The sequence below is a fragment of the Pseudonocardia sp. HH130629-09 genome, from assembly GCF_001294645.1.
Taxonomy (GTDB): domain Bacteria; phylum Actinomycetota; class Actinomycetes; order Mycobacteriales; family Pseudonocardiaceae; genus Pseudonocardia.
In genome coordinates, this window is record NZ_CP011868.1 from 2,152,102 (window position 1) to 2,167,159 (window position 15,058).

At 76.0% G+C, this 15,058-nt stretch carries 14 protein-coding genes; 7 read left to right on the forward strand and 7 right to left on the reverse strand.

What is annotated here, in order from left to right:
- Window positions 1-65: 65 nt before the first annotated feature.
- Together ppgK and pgm are read right to left on the reverse strand one after the other, a co-directional pair.
- Window positions 66-815, reverse strand: a complete 750-nt coding sequence (ppgK, locus tag XF36_RS09905) for a polyphosphate--glucose phosphotransferase (protein ID WP_060711771.1) — start codon at window positions 813-815, stop codon at window positions 66-68.
- Window positions 812-2,470 carry a phosphoglucomutase (alpha-D-glucose-1,6-bisphosphate-dependent) gene (pgm, locus tag XF36_RS09910; RefSeq protein WP_060711772.1) on the reverse strand — a complete coding sequence of 553 codons (1,659 nt, stop codon included), beginning with the start codon at window positions 2,468-2,470 and terminating at the stop codon, window positions 812-814. Before pgm ends, ppgK begins: the two co-directional genes overlap by 4 nt.
- Window positions 2,471-2,524: 54 nt before the next feature.
- Between pgm and XF36_RS09915 the strand changes: the two genes are divergently transcribed.
- A complete protein-coding gene (locus XF36_RS09915) occupies window positions 2,525-3,406 on the forward strand; it encodes a cobalamin-binding protein (RefSeq protein WP_060714558.1) in 882 nt (293 codons plus the stop codon).
- 7 nt (window positions 3,407-3,413) lie between these two features.
- Here the strand turns inward: XF36_RS09915 and XF36_RS09920 are convergent, their stop codons facing one another.
- On the reverse strand, window positions 3,414-4,493 hold the full coding sequence (locus XF36_RS09920; protein WP_060711773.1) for an AbrB family transcriptional regulator: 1,080 nt from the start codon (window positions 4,491-4,493) through the stop codon (window positions 3,414-3,416).
- Window positions 4,494-4,637: 144 nt separating this feature from the next.
- Here XF36_RS09920 and XF36_RS09925 point away from each other — a divergent pair, with 144 nt between their 5' ends.
- Complete coding sequence (locus XF36_RS09925) at window positions 4,638-6,356, forward strand: class I adenylate-forming enzyme family protein (RefSeq protein WP_064485405.1); 1,719 nt, start codon at window positions 4,638-4,640, stop codon at window positions 6,354-6,356.
- On the opposite strand, the gene XF36_RS09930 is transcribed toward XF36_RS09925, so the two are convergent.
- The 4 genes from XF36_RS09930 to XF36_RS09945 form a co-directional block, all read right to left on the reverse strand.
- Complete coding sequence (locus tag XF36_RS09930) at window positions 6,340-7,152, reverse strand: LLM class flavin-dependent oxidoreductase (RefSeq protein ID WP_060711775.1); 813 nt, start codon at window positions 7,150-7,152, stop codon at window positions 6,340-6,342. The genes XF36_RS09925 and XF36_RS09930 overlap by 17 nt on opposite strands.
- Before the next feature lie 7 nt (window positions 7,153-7,159).
- Window positions 7,160-7,624 (reverse strand): nitroreductase/quinone reductase family protein, encoded by a 465-nt coding sequence (locus XF36_RS09935; RefSeq protein ID WP_082375301.1) that lies wholly within the window; start codon window positions 7,622-7,624, stop codon window positions 7,160-7,162.
- Between the two features lie 108 nt (window positions 7,625-7,732).
- Window positions 7,733-8,764, reverse strand: a complete 1,032-nt coding sequence (locus tag XF36_RS31475) for a hypothetical protein (RefSeq protein ID WP_060711776.1) — start codon at window positions 8,762-8,764, stop codon at window positions 7,733-7,735.
- A gap of 11 nt (window positions 8,765-8,775) precedes the next feature.
- Window positions 8,776-9,309, reverse strand: coding sequence for a YbhB/YbcL family Raf kinase inhibitor-like protein (locus XF36_RS09945; RefSeq protein WP_060711777.1), 534 nt, complete (start codon window positions 9,307-9,309; stop codon window positions 8,776-8,778).
- 104 nt (window positions 9,310-9,413) lie between these two features.
- Here XF36_RS09945 and XF36_RS09950 point away from each other — a divergent pair, with 104 nt between their 5' ends.
- The 5 genes from XF36_RS09950 (at window position 9,414) to XF36_RS09970 (ending at window position 15,042) form a co-directional block, all read left to right on the forward strand.
- Entirely contained in the window at window positions 9,414-11,003 is a 1,590-nt protein-coding gene (locus XF36_RS09950; RefSeq protein ID WP_238589313.1) for a Na+/H+ antiporter, read from the forward strand.
- A gap of 38 nt (window positions 11,004-11,041) precedes the next feature.
- A complete protein-coding gene (locus XF36_RS09955) occupies window positions 11,042-12,148 on the forward strand; it encodes a cytochrome P450 (RefSeq protein WP_060711779.1) in 1,107 nt (368 codons plus the stop codon).
- Window positions 12,149-12,212: 64 nt separating this feature from the next.
- A complete protein-coding gene (locus tag XF36_RS09960) occupies window positions 12,213-13,223 on the forward strand; it encodes a FecCD family ABC transporter permease (protein ID WP_060711780.1) in 1,011 nt (336 codons plus the stop codon).
- Window positions 13,220-13,987: an ABC transporter ATP-binding protein gene (locus tag XF36_RS09965; RefSeq protein WP_060711781.1), complete on the forward strand. Its 768-nt coding sequence runs from the start codon at window positions 13,220-13,222 to the stop codon at window positions 13,985-13,987. Before XF36_RS09960 ends, XF36_RS09965 begins: the two co-directional genes overlap by 4 nt.
- Window positions 13,984-15,042 carry an ABC transporter substrate-binding protein gene (locus tag XF36_RS09970; protein ID WP_145981322.1) on the forward strand — a complete coding sequence of 353 codons (1,059 nt, stop codon included), beginning with the start codon at window positions 13,984-13,986 and terminating at the stop codon, window positions 15,040-15,042. Before XF36_RS09965 ends, XF36_RS09970 begins: the two co-directional genes overlap by 4 nt.
- Window positions 15,043-15,058: the final 16 nt, after the last annotated feature.

Sequence of the window (15,058 nt, forward strand, 5' to 3'; positions counted from 1 at the left end):
AGTGTGCTCGCAGGATCGTGAGCACCGCAAACTACTGCACGACGAAATCCGGCACCGGACGAGGGTCAGCCGTGCGCCAGCAGCGCTGCCCCGATGATCCCGGCCTCGTTGAGCAGTCCGGCCGGGACGAGCTTCGTGCGGGTCCGCACGTAGGGCGACCACTTCTCGAACTTCTTGCTGACCCCGCCGCCGACGACGATCAGGTCCGGCCACAGCAGGTTCTCGACGTGGGTGAAGTAGCGCTGCAGCCGCCCGCCCCACTGCTCCCAGTCCAGTTCCTCGCGCTCGCGGGCGGAGTCGGCGGCGCGCGACTCGGCGTCGAACCCGTCGAGCTCCAGGTGCCCGAGTTCGGTGTTGGGCACCAGCTTCCCGTGGTTGACCAGCGCAGACCCGATGCCGGTCCCGAGGGTCACGACGAGCACCAGCCCGTGGTGGTGGTCGGCGGCCGCGCCGAACTCGGCCTCGGCGACGCCCGCGGCGTCGGCGTCGTTGACCAGCACCGCGTCCCGGCCGGTGACCCGGCGCAGCACCGCGGCCGCGTCGCAGTCGATCCAGGCGCGGTCCACGTTGGCCGCGGTGCGGGTCACCCCGTGCGTGACGACCGCCGGGAACGTGCAGCCGAAGGAGTGACGCCAGTCGAACTCGTCGAGGATCTGCGTGACGGTCTCCGCGACCGCCTCCGGTGTCGACGGCTGCGGCGTCGGGATCCGCACCCGCTCCGCGGCCAGCCGGCCCCTGTGCAGGTCCACCGGGGCGCCCTTGATGCCGGAGCCGCCGATGTCGATGCCGAACCCGAGTGCGTGCTTGCTGCTCACGCGCCCGATCCTGCCAGGGCCGCCGAGACCACGCCGCGCGCCTCGTCCTGGATGCGTGCCAGGTGCTCCGGCCCGCGGAAGCTCTCGGCGTAGACCTTGTAGACGTCCTCGGTGCCCGAGGGGCGGGCGGCGAACCACCCGGTGTCGGTGAGGACCTTCAGCCCGCCGATCGCGGCGTCGTTGCCTGGGGCGCGGGTGAGCTTCGCTGTGATCGCGTCCCCGGCGAGTTCGGTGGCGGTGACGGCGTCGGCGTCCAGCTTCGACAGCGCCGCCTTGTCCTCCCGCGAGCAGGCGACGTCGGTGCGGGCGTAGGCGGGGGCGCCGAACCGCTCGGTCAGCCGGGCGTAGTGCTCGCTGGGGGTCGAGCCGGTGACCGCGGTGATCTCCGAGGCGAGCAGGGCGGCCAGCAAGCCGTCCTTGTCGGTGCTCCACGGCGAGCCGTCCCGGCGCAGGAACGACGCGCCCGCGCTCTCCTCGCCGCCGAAGCCGATCTCGCCCGAGCGCAGGCCGGGCACGAACCACTTGAACCCGACGGGCACCTCGACCAGCGTCCGGCCGAGGTCACCGGCGACCCGGTCGATCATCGACGAGCTGACCGCGGTCTTGCCGATCCCGGCGGCGGCGGGCCAGCCGGGGCGGTGGGCGAACAGGTAGCCGATGGCCACGGCGAGGTAGTGGTTGGGGTTCATCAGGCCGCCGTCGGCGGTGACGATGCCGTGCCGGTCGGCGTCGGCGTCGTTGCCGGTGGCGATGGTGAAGGGAGCCGGATCGGACTCCATTCGGGCCCGCAGCGACGCCATCGCGTACGGCGAGCTGCAGTCCATCCGGATCTTCCCGTCCCAGTCCAGGGTCATGAACCCGAACGTCGGGTCGACGGCTGGGTTGACCACGGTGAGGTCCAGGCCCCAGCGCTGCGCGATCGCGCCCCAGTAGTCGACCGAGGCGCCGCCGAGCGGGTCGGCGCCGATGGTGACCCCGGCGTCGCGGATCGCGGCCATGTCGAGGACCTGGTCGAGCTGGTCGACGTAGGTGCCGAGGTAGTCGTAGCGGTGCGCGGCCGCGGCGTCGAACCGGGCGGCGCGGCGCACCTCCTTCAGGCCGTTCTCCAGCAGCTGGTTGGCGCGGTCGGCGATCCAGGTCGTCGCCTCGGTGCCCGCGGGGCCGCCGTCGGGCGGGTTGTACTTGAAGCCGCCGTCGGCGGGCGGGTTGTGCGAGGGCGTGACGACGACGCCGTCGGCCAGGTGCCGGCCGTCGCGCCCGGCGTTGGTCACCAGGATCGCGTGCGAGATCGCGGGGGTCGGGGTCAGCCCGTCCCGGGAGTCGACGACGACGTCGACGTCATTGGCCACGAACACCTCGGCCGCGGTGCGCCAGGCCGGCTCGGACAGCGCGTGGCTGTCGCGGCCGAGGAACAGCGGGCCGTCGGTGTTCTGGGCGGCCCGGTACTCGACGATCGCCTGGCTGGTGGCGGCGATGTGATCGTCGTTGAAGGTCGCGGTGAACGCCGACCCGCGGTGCCCGGACGTGCCGAACGCGACCCGCTGCACGTCGACCGACGGGTCGGGGTGGGTCGTGGCGTACGCGGCCAGCAGCGCGTCGACGTCGACGAGGTCCTCGGGGCGGGCCGGGGTCCCGGCGCGCTCGTGCACGGTCATGCGGCGATCCTTCCCTCTCGTCGCGGCGCACGCCACCGCCTACCGTTGCGCGGTGTGCGGATCGCGTCGCTGCTCCCGGCCGGCACCGAGATCGCCGGGCGGCTCGGCCTGGCCGCCGACCTGGTCGGCGTCACCTTCGAGTGCGACGACCCGGCGGGGGTGCGGGACCGGGTGCCGGTGGTCGTGGACACCGCGCTGCCGCCCGCGGCGTCGCCGGGAGAGATCGACGCCGTCGTCCGCGAGCGGGCCGCGGCCGGGCTGCCGCTCTACGAGGTGGACCGCGCCCGCCTCGCCGCCGCCGACCCGGAGCTGATCCTCACCCAGGACCTGTGCGCGGTGTGCGCGCTGCCCGGCTCGACCGTCGCGCAGGTGCAGGCCGAGCTGGGTACCCGGGCCCGGGTGCTGTCGCTGGACCCGCACCGGCTGGCCGACGTGCTCGACGTGGTGACCGCGGTCGGCACCGCGGCCGAGGTGCCGGACCGGGCCGCCGAGCTGGTCGCGGGCCTGTCGGCGCGCCTGGACGCGGTGGCCGCCATGGTGCGGGGCCGCCCGGCACCGCGGGTGCTGGTGCTGGAGTGGACCGACCCGCCGTTCCTGCCGGGGCACTGGGTGCCCGACCTGGTCACCGCGGCGGGCGGTGTCCCGGTGGCCGCCGCCCCGGGTGGGCGCAGCACCGCGGTCGACCGGGCCGACCTGCCCCCGTGCGACGCCGTGCTGGTCGCGCCCTGCGGTTTCGGGCTCGACGACGCGCTCGCCCAGGCCCGCACGGCGCTGCCGTGGCTTCCCGCCCGGGTCCCGGTGCACGCGATCGATTCGGCGTCCTACGTCGTGCGGGCCGGTCCGCGCCTGGTCGACGGGGTGGAGGCGGTCGCGGCCCTGCTGCACCCCGGCGCGGTCCCGGCGCCGCCGCCGGGACGGGTCGCGCGGGTCCGCTGAGCGGGCCTCACTCCCCGGTGCCGGGGCCCAGGCGCCGCCCGACCATCCGCGCGGTCCACGGTGCGACGAGCAGCATCAGGATCACCCGAAGCACCTGCACCGCGACCACCGAGGTGACGTCCACCCCGGACGAGATCGCCGTCGCCAGCACCGCGTAGATCCCGCCCGGGGTGGTCGCGAGGTATCCCTCCAGCGGCGTCATACCGGTGAGGGAGGACAGCAGCAGCCCCAGCAGGGCGCACAGCGCGACGACGCCCAGGATCAGGACGGTCGCCAGCGGCAGCACCCGCGCGACGGTGCCGAGCGCAGCCCGGGTGAAGCGCAGCCCGGCCTGCCAGCCGATGACGGCGTAGGCGATGTCGACGATCGGGAGCGGTACCGACGCGTCGAAGGAGAACCCGGCCAGGCTGATCACCAGCGCCACCACCATCGGCCCGAGCAGCGCCCCGGCGGGGACCCGCGCGACCTTCCCCAGCGGGACGCCGACGCCCACGCACAATGCGGTCACCGCGAGCCCGACCCACCACGGCGCGTCGGTGCCCGTGCCCGCGGCGGCCGGGGCACCGGGGGAGGCGCCGTAGACGAACGCGGCGACCACCGGCATCGTCGCGGTGACCAGACCGACCCGCAGGTACTGGATGACGGCGACGGTGCGCTCGTCGCCGCCGAGCTCGCGGCTGATCGCGACCAGCCCGGACGCACCGCCCGCGGTCTGCGCGAGCATCCCGGTGAGCGGGGTGACCCCGCGCTGCAACCCCATCAGTAGCCCGGACCCCATGCTGAGCAGCAGCGTCGCGAGGCTGATCAGCAGTACCGGCAGCCATTCCGCGGCCACCGCCGCCAGGGTGTCCGGTCGGGCGAGCAGGCCGATGACGACGCCGATGACCGCCTGGGCGGCCGAGGTCGCCGGGCGGGCGACCCGGGTGGGGCCGAGCCCGGACAGCGCGAGCACGGTCGCGACCAGCAGCCCGGCGAACAGGGCGGGGGAGGGCACGTCGACCGTGGCGAGCCCGGCGGTCACCAGCGCGGTGAGGGCGGCGAGCAACGGCCAGCGCCACCATCCGGACAGCGACGGGCGGGAGCTCACCGTGGGATCACGACCCGAGCCTAAATGGTACGGACGTACTGGGGCGCGGTGAGTCCGGACACGATCGTTGTCGTGAGCGAACGATCACCGCTTCCGTCGGAGCGGCCGCCGGGGTAGGACGGACGGGCACGAGGAGGTGCGCCGATGGGAGACACCCCGAGGAACGACACCGGAGCGGCGACGACGGGACTCGGCCCGGTGATCGCGACGCTGACCGCACCCGGCGGGGAGTTCGAGCTGATCGACGCCGAGGTGCGGGGCGTCGCGATGCGGGTCTACCGGCGTGGCCCGCACACCCTGGCCGAGCTGTGGGCGGCGACGGCGGCCTGGCCGGAGCGCACCTTCACCGTGTACCAGGGCGAGCGGTGCACCTACGGCGAGCACCGGAGCCTGGTCGCCGACCTGGCCGGCGTGCTCACCGGGCGGTTCGGGCTGCGCCCCGGTGACCGGGTCGCGATCGCGATGCGCAACCTGCCGGAGTGGCCGGTGGTCTTCTTCGCCGCGCAGGTCGCGGGACTGGTCGTCGTGCCGCTGAACGCCTGGTGGAGCGCGCCCGAGCTGGCCTGGGCGGTGGCCGACTCCGGTGCCCGGGTGGTCGTGGCCGACCCGGAGCGGTGCGCCGCCCTGTGCGGCGGCGGCACCGATGGCAGCGCTCGCGGCCTCGGGGTGCCCGTCGTGCGGGTCCGCGGTGGCCGCGCGCCCGCGCCCGGCCCGGTGGTCGAGTGGGAGGACCTCGGGCTGCGCACCGACGGTCCCGGTGACCTGGGCGGCCACAGCGCGCCCGGCCCCGACGACGACGCGACGATCCTCTACACCTCCGGCACCACCGGCCGTCCGAAGGGCGCGGTCGGCACCCACCGCAACCAGGTGACGAACCTGCTCAATGTCGCGCTGACCGCCCGGGCGACCGCGCTCGACGCCGGGACGGAACTGCCGCCGGGGCAGCAGGGGACGCTGCTCATGTATCCGATGTTCCACATCGCCGGGATCAACGGCCTCGTCGGCGCCGTGCTCGGCGGGGCGAAGCTCGCGACCCTGCACCGCTGGGACCCGGCCGCGGCGCGGGCGGTCGTCCGGGCCGAGCAGCTGACCCGCTCCAACGGTGTCCCGTCGACGACGGCGGAGCTGCTCGACGGCGCCGACCCCGCCGATCTGGCCTCGCTGCGGACGGTCGGCATGGGCGGGGCGCCCGTGCCGCCGGAGCTCGTCGCCCGGATCGGACGCGACCTCGGTGCCGGCGCGGCGAACGGCTACGGCCTGACGGAGACGACCTCGGCGATCTGCGCGAATACCGGGCCCGAGTACCGGGCCCGCCCCGACTCGGTCGGCAGGCCCGCGCCGGGGGCCGAACTGCGGGTCGTGGGCCCGGCCGGGGAGGCGCTGGGCGACGGCGAGGTCGGCGAGCTGTGGTTCCGCGGCCCGAACGTGGTCCGCGGCTACTGGAACCGGCCCGACGCCGATGCCGAGGCGTTCGTCGACGGCTGGTTCCGCACCGGCGACCTGGGGCACGTGACCGACGGCTGGGTGTACGTCGTGGACCGGTCCAAGGACGTCGTGCTGCGCGGCGGGGAGAACGTGTACTCCGTGCAGGTGGAGGCGGCGATCCACACCGTCGACGGGGTGCTGGAGGTGGCGGTGCTCGGGGTGCCGCACCCGCGCCTGGGGGAGGAGGTCGCCGCGCTGGTCCGGGCCCGCCCCGGAGCGGCCCGCGACGACGACGCCGTCCGCGCCGCCGTCGCCGCGCGGGTGGGGGAGTTCGCCGCGCCCGCGCACGTGCGGTGGACCGACGAGCCGTTGCCCAGGACCGCGACCGGCAAGATCCGCAAGCGCGAGCTGCGGGCGGGCTTCACCGCTCCGGCGTGAGGCTCTTGCGGGCCGCGGCCGCGGCGTCCAGCCAGGGCCGCGGGTCCGGGGCGCCGGCCGGCGGGACCAGGACGACGGTGTCCAGCCCGGCCGCGGCGTGGGTCGCGACGATCGACTCGACCGCCCGCCGCCGCCCCGGGAGTGCGGGATCCTCCGGCAGCGCGACGTAGCCGATGCGCCGGAAGCCGTCCGCGGCGCCGCCCTGCCCACACGACCCGAGCGAGGACCGGACCTCCTCGGGGGTCAGACCCGAGTCGAGCAGGACCCCGTCGGCGAGGTCCCCGGCCAGCCGCAGGGTGCGCGGCCCGCGCCCGCCGACCAGGACCGGGGGCACGGTCGCCGGCGGGTGGTCCAGCCGGACCCGGTCCAGACAGACGTAGCGCCCGGAGCGGGTGACCTCGCGCCCGGAGAGCAGGTCCCGCACCGCGGTCGTGTGCTCGGCGAGCAGGGTCAGCGGTGAGGTGACCCGGTTGCCGACCTGGCCCATCCAGTCGAGCACGCCGTGCCCGAGGACCGGCAGGTACCGGCCGGGGAACAGCCCGGCGAGCGAGGCGATCTCCATGGCGACGACCGCCGGGTTCCGCAGCGGCACCGGGAACAGCCCGACGCCGACGGCCAGGGCCTCGGTGCGCGCCAGCGCGACGGCGGCGGTGGCGGTCCCGCCGTGCAGGAAGCAGTCCTCCCACAGCCACAGCTGGTCCAGCCCGGCGGCCTCGACGTCACGGGCGGCACCCGGCAGCTCCTCGGGGGGCAGCTCGGGCCGGAGGACGATGCCGATGTCCGTATGACCGTCCATACGACGCTCAGGCCGGGTCGATGCGGAACACCGGGCAGATGCCGGTCAGGGCACCGAGCGCCTCGGGCGTCGGCTCGGTGACGATCCCGTTCTCCATCATGACCGCGACGCCGTCCGGGGTGACCTCCGGCCACGCCTCGAGGACGGTGCGCGCCTGCTCCGGCGGCACCTCGACCAGCACGACGGGCTCCGGCTCGGCGTCGTGCCCGGTGCTCAGTGAGGCGTGCCCGCCCGCGGCCCGGACGTTGACGATCCAGTCCGCGCCCGGGAACCCGCCGACGACGAACCGCTCCCCACCGGTCGCGTACACCGTCAGCGGGGTGTGCCGCGGCCGGCCGCTGCGCCGGCCGGGGACGGTCAGGACGGGCAGCTCGAACGGCAGATCGCCGCGGTCGCGCCGGGCGAGCAGGTCGTCGTTGAGGTCCTTGATCTGCTGGGGGGCGCGGATGTGACGGCGGGGATCGTCGGACACGGGAGCTCCTCGTTGTCGGATCCGGGCCAGGATGCCACGGGTCCGCGGACGGGTGGCGGCACCGCTCGCCGCCGTGTCCGGTGGCGGCCGGGGAGGGACGGGGCCTCCTCAGTCCGACCGCAGCCCGTCCAGGATCTCCTCGGCGCGGGCCAGGTCCTCCCCGGCCCGGTCGGCCCGGGCCGCCGCGTCCCGGGCGGCGCGCTCGGCCTCGTCCCGGGCGCGGTCGGCGTCCTCGGCCGCGGACCGGGCGCGGGCCAGCTCGGCGGTCAGCTCCGCCCCGCGGCGGTGCGCGTCGTCGCGGCGCCCCGCGGCCTGCGCGGCGCGGTCGCGGGTGTCGTCGCGTTCCCGGTCGGCGTCGTGGGCGGCGAGCCGGGCGGTCTCGACGGCCTCCTCGGCCTCGGCGACCGCCCGCGCGTGCCGTTGCGCCGCGCGCCGCTCCTGCTCCTCGGCGGCCCGGCGCTCGGCCTCCCGGCGCCGGGCCTCGCGCCGGCGCCGGGACAGCTCCCCGTCGCCGTCCGGTCGGGATGCGCCGGTGTCCGGGGGAGCCCCGGTGCCTGGTGCGGGCTCGGTGTCGCGGTCCGTCGAGGTGGGCGGTGACGAGGTGGGCGGTGGCGGGGTCCGCGGCGGCGAGGTCCGGGGCGCCGGTGGCCCGGAGTCCGGCTCGGCGAGCGGGCCGAAGCCGCTGTGTCGCTCGTAGCGCTCCAGCCGTCCCGACCGCAGGCGGTCGGCCAGCTCCGGGTCGGCCAGCGCCGACTCCAGGACCCACCGCACGTCGCGTTCCAGGCCGGGGTCCACCCGGGCCCCCGCGGCGCGGCCGAGTGCCGCGGCCCGCCGGGCCAGCGCACCGACCAGCCGGGTGCGCTGCGCGGACACCTCCCGCAGGGCCGCGCCGTCGAGCGTGCGCTGGGCGTGGGCGAGTACCGGGGCCAGGGTCAGGAGCCCCTCGACCTCGTCGCGGGCGTCGTCGACCAGCAGGTTGGCCAGCCACGCGGCCCGGGTCGGCCGCCGGGCGGCGGCGATCGCCCGGGCGGCGTCGGCGTCGGGCTCGGTGCGGGCCCGGGCGACGGCGGCGGCACGCGCGGCGACGAAGTCCTCCGGCGGGACCCGGTAGAGCAGGTCCAGCTCCGCGTCCGCGTCCACGCCGGCGGGCCTCAGCTCAGGTTCGCGTGCGTCCCGACCAGGACGGCACGGCCGACGGTGTGGCTGAACAGGGTGAAGGCGAGGAACGTGGGCGTCGCGGTGGCGGGCACGTCCAGCGTGGGCACGTCCACGGCGTGCACCACGAAGAAGTACCGGTGCGGGCCGTGCCCGGGCGGCGGGGCGGCGCCCAGGTAGCGGGCCAGGCTCGCGTCGTTGCGCAGCTGGACCGCGCCCTCGGGGAGGCCGGAGCCGGTGTCGTCACCGGAGCCGGACGGCAGCGACGTCACCGAGGCCGGCAGGTTGAACACCGCCCAGTGCCAGAACCCGGCGCCGGTCGGGGCGTCCGGGTCGTAGCAGGTCACGGCGTAGGACCGGGTCCCCTCCGGTGCGCCGGACCAGGACAGCTGCGGCGAGACGTCCTCGCCGCCCGCGCCGAAGATCCCGGACAGCTGGGGGGTGGCGAGCGCGGTGCCGTCGGTCAGGTCGGTGCTGGTCAGGGTGAACGACGGGACCGGGGGCAGCTCGTCGTAGGGGTTGCGGGGCACGGGAGGGACCTCCTCGGGTCGGTGGCGGGTGTCTCGCCGTGATCCTGGCACGGCGCGTCGGCTGCCGTCCGGCGGCGAGGAGGGCAGGGTGTCGGTCCGTGGAGATGCTGCTCGTGCTCGTCGGGATGATGGTGGCCGCGGTCGTCCTGGTCGGGGTGGGTGACCGGCTGCGGCTGCCCTGGCCCGCGCTGATGGTGGTGCTCGGCGTGGTCGTCGCGCTGCTGCCCGGCCTGCCCGACGCGTTCGTCATCGAACCCGGGTTGATCCTGCCGCTGTTCCTGCCGCCACTGCTGTTCGCCACCGCGCAGCGCACGTCGTGGGCGGTGTTCCGGGCCCGGTGGCGGTCGATCGCGCTGCTCGCCGTCGCGCTGGTGCTGGTCACCGCGACGGTCGTGGCGGGCACGGTGTGGCTGCTGGTCCCGGGGATCGCGGTGACCGCGGCGATCGCGCTGGGCGCGATGGTGGCCCCACCGGACCCGGTGGCGGTCGAGGCGGTCGCCGGGCAGGTCCCGATCCCGCGTCGGGTGGTGGCCGTGCTGCAGAGCGAGGGGCTGTTCAACGACGCGACCGCCCTGGTCGTGTTCCAGGCCGCGGTGCTCGCCACCGTCTCCGGCGGCGAGCTGAGCCCCCTGGGGCTGGGGCTGCGGTTCGTCCTCGGCGCGGCCGGGGCGGTGCTCATCGGTCTCGGGGTCGCCTGGCTGGCCCGACGGGTGCTCGGCCGGGTCACCGACGCCACCGGACGCAGCGCGCTCACCCTGGTCCTGCCCTTCGCCACCTACCTGGCGGCCGAGGAGCTCGGCGCGTCCGGGGTCATCGCGGTCGTCGTGCTGGCGTTGCAGCTGCGGGCCGGGGCGGACGCCGACGAGGCGGCCGAGCGGCTCACCCAGTCCTCGCTGTGGAACGTCGTCGAGCTGCTGGTGACCGGGCTCGCGTTCGGCCTGATCGGGCTCGACCTGCGCCAGGTCGTGCTCGCCGCGGGCGACGAGCTGCCCAGGATGCTCGCGCACGCGGCGGTGGTGTGCGTGGTCGTCGTCGCGGTGCGGGTGCTCTGGATGGTCGTCGCCTGGCGGGTGCTGGCCCGCGACGCCGACGGGGCCGCCGCGGCCGGCGCCGCGCCGCTCACCGGACGCGAGGCCGTGCTCCTGTCCTGGTGCGGCATGCGGGGGCTCGCGACGCTCGCCCTCGCGCTGTCGCTGCCGCTGCAGACCGCGTCCGGGGCGCCGTTCCCCGCCCGCGACGAGCTCGTCCTCATCGCGGTGTCGGTGCTGTTCGTGACACTGCTCGTGCCCGGCTTCACCCTGGGCATGCTGGTCCGCGCCCTCGACATCGACGACGAGGCCGACGCCGAGGAGCGGGCCGAACGCGAGATCGTGCTGCGGGCGCGCCGGGCCGCCGTCGCCACCCTGGAGTTCGAACGCACGGTCCGCGGCCTGCCCGAGGAGGTCGGCACCGCCATGCGGGAGCGCGTCGAACGGCTGGAGCGGGTGCTGTCGGGGGAGACGCCGTCGGAGGAGGAACGGTCCCGGATCGCGGCGGTGAAGAAGGCCCGCCGGGCGTTCGCCGAGGCGCAGGCGTCGGCGCTGGCGGCCGCCCGGACCGAGGTGCTGGCCGCGCGGCGCGAGCCCGGTGTCGACCCGCACGCCGTCGACCGGGTGCTGCGTCGCCTCGACCTGCGCACGGTGCTGCTCGACTGAGGACCGGAGGTGTCCGCGTCCACGGGCACGATGGAGCCATGACGTGCCCGTTCACCGCCCGTACCCGCTCGCTGTCCGATCCGGACCCCGCGCCGGCCGGAGGTCCGGTCGTGCCCACGACGCTCCCCGGCGGGCCCGCTGTGTGGGTGGTCACCGAGGAGGTGCTCGCCCGCCGGGTCCTCACCGACCCGCGGTTCGCCAAGGACCCCGCGCTCGCCCCGCCCGGCGTCACCGACCTCGAACCCCCGGCTGCCGAGCGGCTGTCGCTCACCACCGCCGACGGTGCCGGGCACGCCCGGCTGCGCCGCGCGCACGTCCCGCTGCTGTCGGCCCGCGCGCTCGCTCCGTACGCCGGACGGATCCGGTCCCTCGCCGCTGGCCTGCTCGACGGCCTCGGCCCCGGCGAGGTCGACCTCACCGAGGACGTCACCATCCGGTACCCGCTGGCCGTCGTGCTCGAGGTCGTCGGTGCCCCGCCGGGGCTCCTCGACGACGCCGTCGACGCCTGCCGCGCGATGTGGAGCCCCGCCCCGGCCGTGGCCGGCGCCGCGTTCGGAAGGCTGCAGGCGATCGGCACGGCCGCGGTCACCGACGGGACCGGCGACGGTGTCGCGGCCGGCCTGCGTGCGGCCCTGCCCGACCTCGACGACGCCCAGGTCGGCTACCTCGTGTTCGGCCTGGTGTTCGGCGGTCAGCTCACCACCGACGCCGCGCTCGGCTACGTCGTCGCCCACGCCCTGGACTCCGGGCTCGCCGGCCGCACCGCCGACGAGCTCGACGCGCTGGTCACCGAGGTGCTGCGGGTCCACCCGCCCGCACCCTTCTCGCTGTGGCGCTTCGCCCGCACCGCCGTCGACCTCGCGGGACAGGCGCTGCCCGCCGGGGCTCCGGTGCTCGTCGACATCCGGGGGATCGACGCCCGCCCGACCCAGGGACATCCGCTGACGTTCGGGCACGGCCCGCACTTCTGCGCCGGTGCGCACCTGGCCCGGCTGGAGCTGCGCACGATGCTGGAGGTGCTGCGCGACGACTTCCCCGACGCCCGGCCCGCCGTTCCGGCCACCCACCTCGTCGAGGTGCACCCTGGCGGGTCCGGCGGACCGCGGCTCGCCGCGTTACGGGTGCACCTGCGTCCTGCCCGGTGATCTTCCCCGCAGCCACCGAGCTGCCGCCACATGATGAACTGTGCAGGTGTGGGAACGACGGTCGGTGGGCGCCGCGACGGTGACGGTGGCCCTGGCGGCGCTGCTGGCGGTCGCGCTCCTGGGCTCGCTCGCCTTCGGCGCCGAGGTCCTCCCGGTCGCGAGGGTCGTCGACGCGGTGCTGCAGGACCGGCCCGGCCCGGTCTCGACGATCGTGTGGGACCTGCGGATGCCGCGCTCGCTGCTCGCCGCGATCGTCGGTGCGGGCCTCGCGCTCGCCGGCACCGGGGTGCAGACCCTGGTGCGCAACCCGCTCGCCGACCCCTACCTGCTCGGGGTCTCCTCCGGCGCGAGCGTCGGCGCCACGGCCGTCATCACCACCGGGGTGCTGGGTGCGCTCGGCACCTGGGCGCTGTTCACCGGGGCGTTGCTCGGCGCCCTCGTGGCCGGGGTACTGGTCGGGGCGATCGCCGTCGCACAGGGCGGGATCACCCCGATCCGGCTGATCCTCACCGGCACCGTGCTCGGCTCGGCGTTCTCGGCGACGGCGAGCTTCCTCGTGTTCCGCGCCGGCGACCCGGCCGCCGCCCAGTCCGTGCTGTTCTGGCTGCTGGGGAGCCTGTCCGGGGCGCAGTGGGACCGGGTCGCGGTGCCCGCGGTGACCGTCGGGCTGGTGCTCGTCCTGTTCCTGGCCTCCAGCGGCTGGCTCGACGCACTGAACGCCGGACCCGACACCGCGGCGGCGCTCGGCGTGCCGGTCACCGCCGCCCGGGCGGCGCTGTTCGCGGTCTGCGCGACCGCGGTCGGGGTGCTGGTCGCGGTGTCGGGCGCGGTGGGCTTCGTCGGGCTGGTCGTGCCGCACCTGGCCCGGCTGCTCGTCGGCTCCCGGCACCGGGTGCTGGTCCCGGTGTCCGCGCTGGCCGGGGCGCTGTTCCTGGTCGTCGTCGACGTCGCGGCCCGGATCGCGGTGCGGCCCACCGAGATGCCGCTGAGCGTGGTCACCGGGCTGATCGGCGCCCCGGTGTTCCTGGTCCTGATGGGGCGCCGCCGCTACCGGACCGCCGGGAGCACGGCATGAGCCTGCGTGCCGAGACCCTCACGTGCGTGCTCGGCGGGCGCACCGTGCTGGCCGGGGTCGACCTCGCGGTCGAGCCCGGCGAGGTGCTCGGCGTCGTCGGTCCCAACGGCAGCGGCAAGTCCACCCTGCTGCGCGCCCTCGCCGGGATCCGCCGACCCGCCGCGGGCCGCGTGCGGCTCGACGGCACCCCGCTGACCGCGCTGCGGGCCCGGCAGCGGGCCCGGCGGATCGCCTTCGTCGGCCAGGAGGAGGACCTCCCCGCGGACCTGTGCGTCGGGGAGATCGTCGCGCTCGGGTTGGTCCCGCACCGGCCGCCGTGGTCGGGTGGCGATGCGGCCGAGCGGGCCGCGGTCACCGCCGCGCTGGCCGCGGTCCACCTCGACGGCCTGGCCGACCGCCCGGTCGACCGGCTCTCCGGCGGCGAACGGCGCCGGGTGCTGCTCGCCCGCGGCCTCGCCCAGGACGCCGGGGTCCTGCTGCTCGACGAGCCCACCAACCACCTCGACGTCCGGCACGCACTGGGCCTGCTGGAGCTGGTGCGCTCACTCGGCCGGACCGTCGTGGTGAGCCTGCACGACCTCGACCTCGCGGACCGCTGGTGCGACCGCCTCGTCGTGCTGCACGACGGCCGGGCCCTCCCGGCCGTGCCCGACCTCGACCCCGACACCGTCTCACGGGTCTTCGGGGTCGCCGCCGCCCGCGTCACGCACCCGGTGACCGGGCGGTCCCGCCTCCTGCTCGACCTACCCGGGGAGACTCCGTGACGCTCCTACCCGCCCGTCCACTGCGGCTGTCCGCCGTCCTCGCCGCGGGGGTGGTCGCCCTCGCCGCCTGCTCGGCCCCGGCTCCGCCCGCCGCCGATGCCCCGGCCGGCACGGTCACCGTGACGAACTGCGGGGCCCCGGCGTCGTTCCCGTCCCCGGCGCAGCGCATGTTCGTCAACGACGGCAACATGATCTCGATGGTCCTGGCGCTCGGCGCCCAGGACCGGGTCGCCGCGGTGTCGAGCATGCAGCGCGACGCCGAGACGCTGCGCCGCCACTTCGGCGCCGCCGTCGACGGCCTGGCCCAGGCGGCACCGCAGTACCCGACCCTGGAGACGGTCCTGGCCCGCGACCCCGACGTGATGGTCGCCGGCTGGAACTACGGCTACAGCGAGGAGAAGAACCTCACCCCGGACCGGCTGCGCGAGCAGGGCATCGCCCCGTACATGCTGACCGAGTCCTGCCGTCAGGCCGACGGGCAACGCGCCCGCGGCATCGTCGACCCCTGGACGGCGCTGCGCGAGGACCTGCACAACCTCGGCACGATCACCGGGCACACCTCCGACGCCGACCGCGTCGTCGCCGACCTCGACGACCGGCTCGCCACGCTGGGGAGGGCACCGAAGGCCGCGACCCCGCCGACGGTGTTCCTGTTCGACAACGGCACCGAGTCGCCGTACTCCAGCGGCCGCTTCGGCGCCCCGCAGGCGATCATGGAAGCGGCCGGGGCGCGCAACGCGCTGTCCGACGTCGACGACACCTGGACCCAGGTCTCGTGGGAGCGGGTCGCGACGGCGCAGCCCGCCGCGTTCCTGTTCGTCGACTACCCGCCGCAGACCTTCGCCGAGAAGGTCGCGGTGCTCAAGAGCCGCCCCGACACCCGCGACCTGCCCGCGGTCCGGGAGAACCGGTTCCTGAACCTGCCCTACGCCCTGTGGACCTCGGGCCCGCTCAACGTCGACGCCGCCGAGCAGGTGCGGGCGGCGCTGGAGCGCTGGAGCCTGGTGCCCGCCTCCGGCCTGACCCCGGAGTCCGACGACGTTCCCCGCAGCTGAGTGCGCAGGTCCCGTG

Coding starts and splice junctions, on each gene's coding strand:
- XF36_RS09965 (WP_060711781.1), top strand. CDS start 13,220: ATGAGCCTGCGTGCCGAGACCCTCACGTGCGTGCTCGGCGGGCGCACC.
- XF36_RS09925 (WP_064485405.1), top strand. CDS start 4,638: ATGGGAGACACCCCGAGGAACGACACCGGAGCGGCGACGACGGGACTC.
- XF36_RS09955 (WP_060711779.1), top strand. CDS start 11,042: ATGACGTGCCCGTTCACCGCCCGTACCCGCTCGCTGTCCGATCCGGAC.
- XF36_RS09950 (WP_238589313.1), top strand. CDS start 9,414: ATGCTGCTCGTGCTCGTCGGGATGATGGTGGCCGCGGTCGTCCTGGTC.
- XF36_RS09930 (WP_060711775.1), bottom strand. CDS start 7,152: ATGGACGGTCATACGGACATCGGCATCGTCCTCCGGCCCGAGCTGCCC.
- pgm (WP_060711772.1), bottom strand. CDS start 2,470: ATGACCGTGCACGAGCGCGCCGGGACCCCGGCCCGCCCCGAGGACCTC.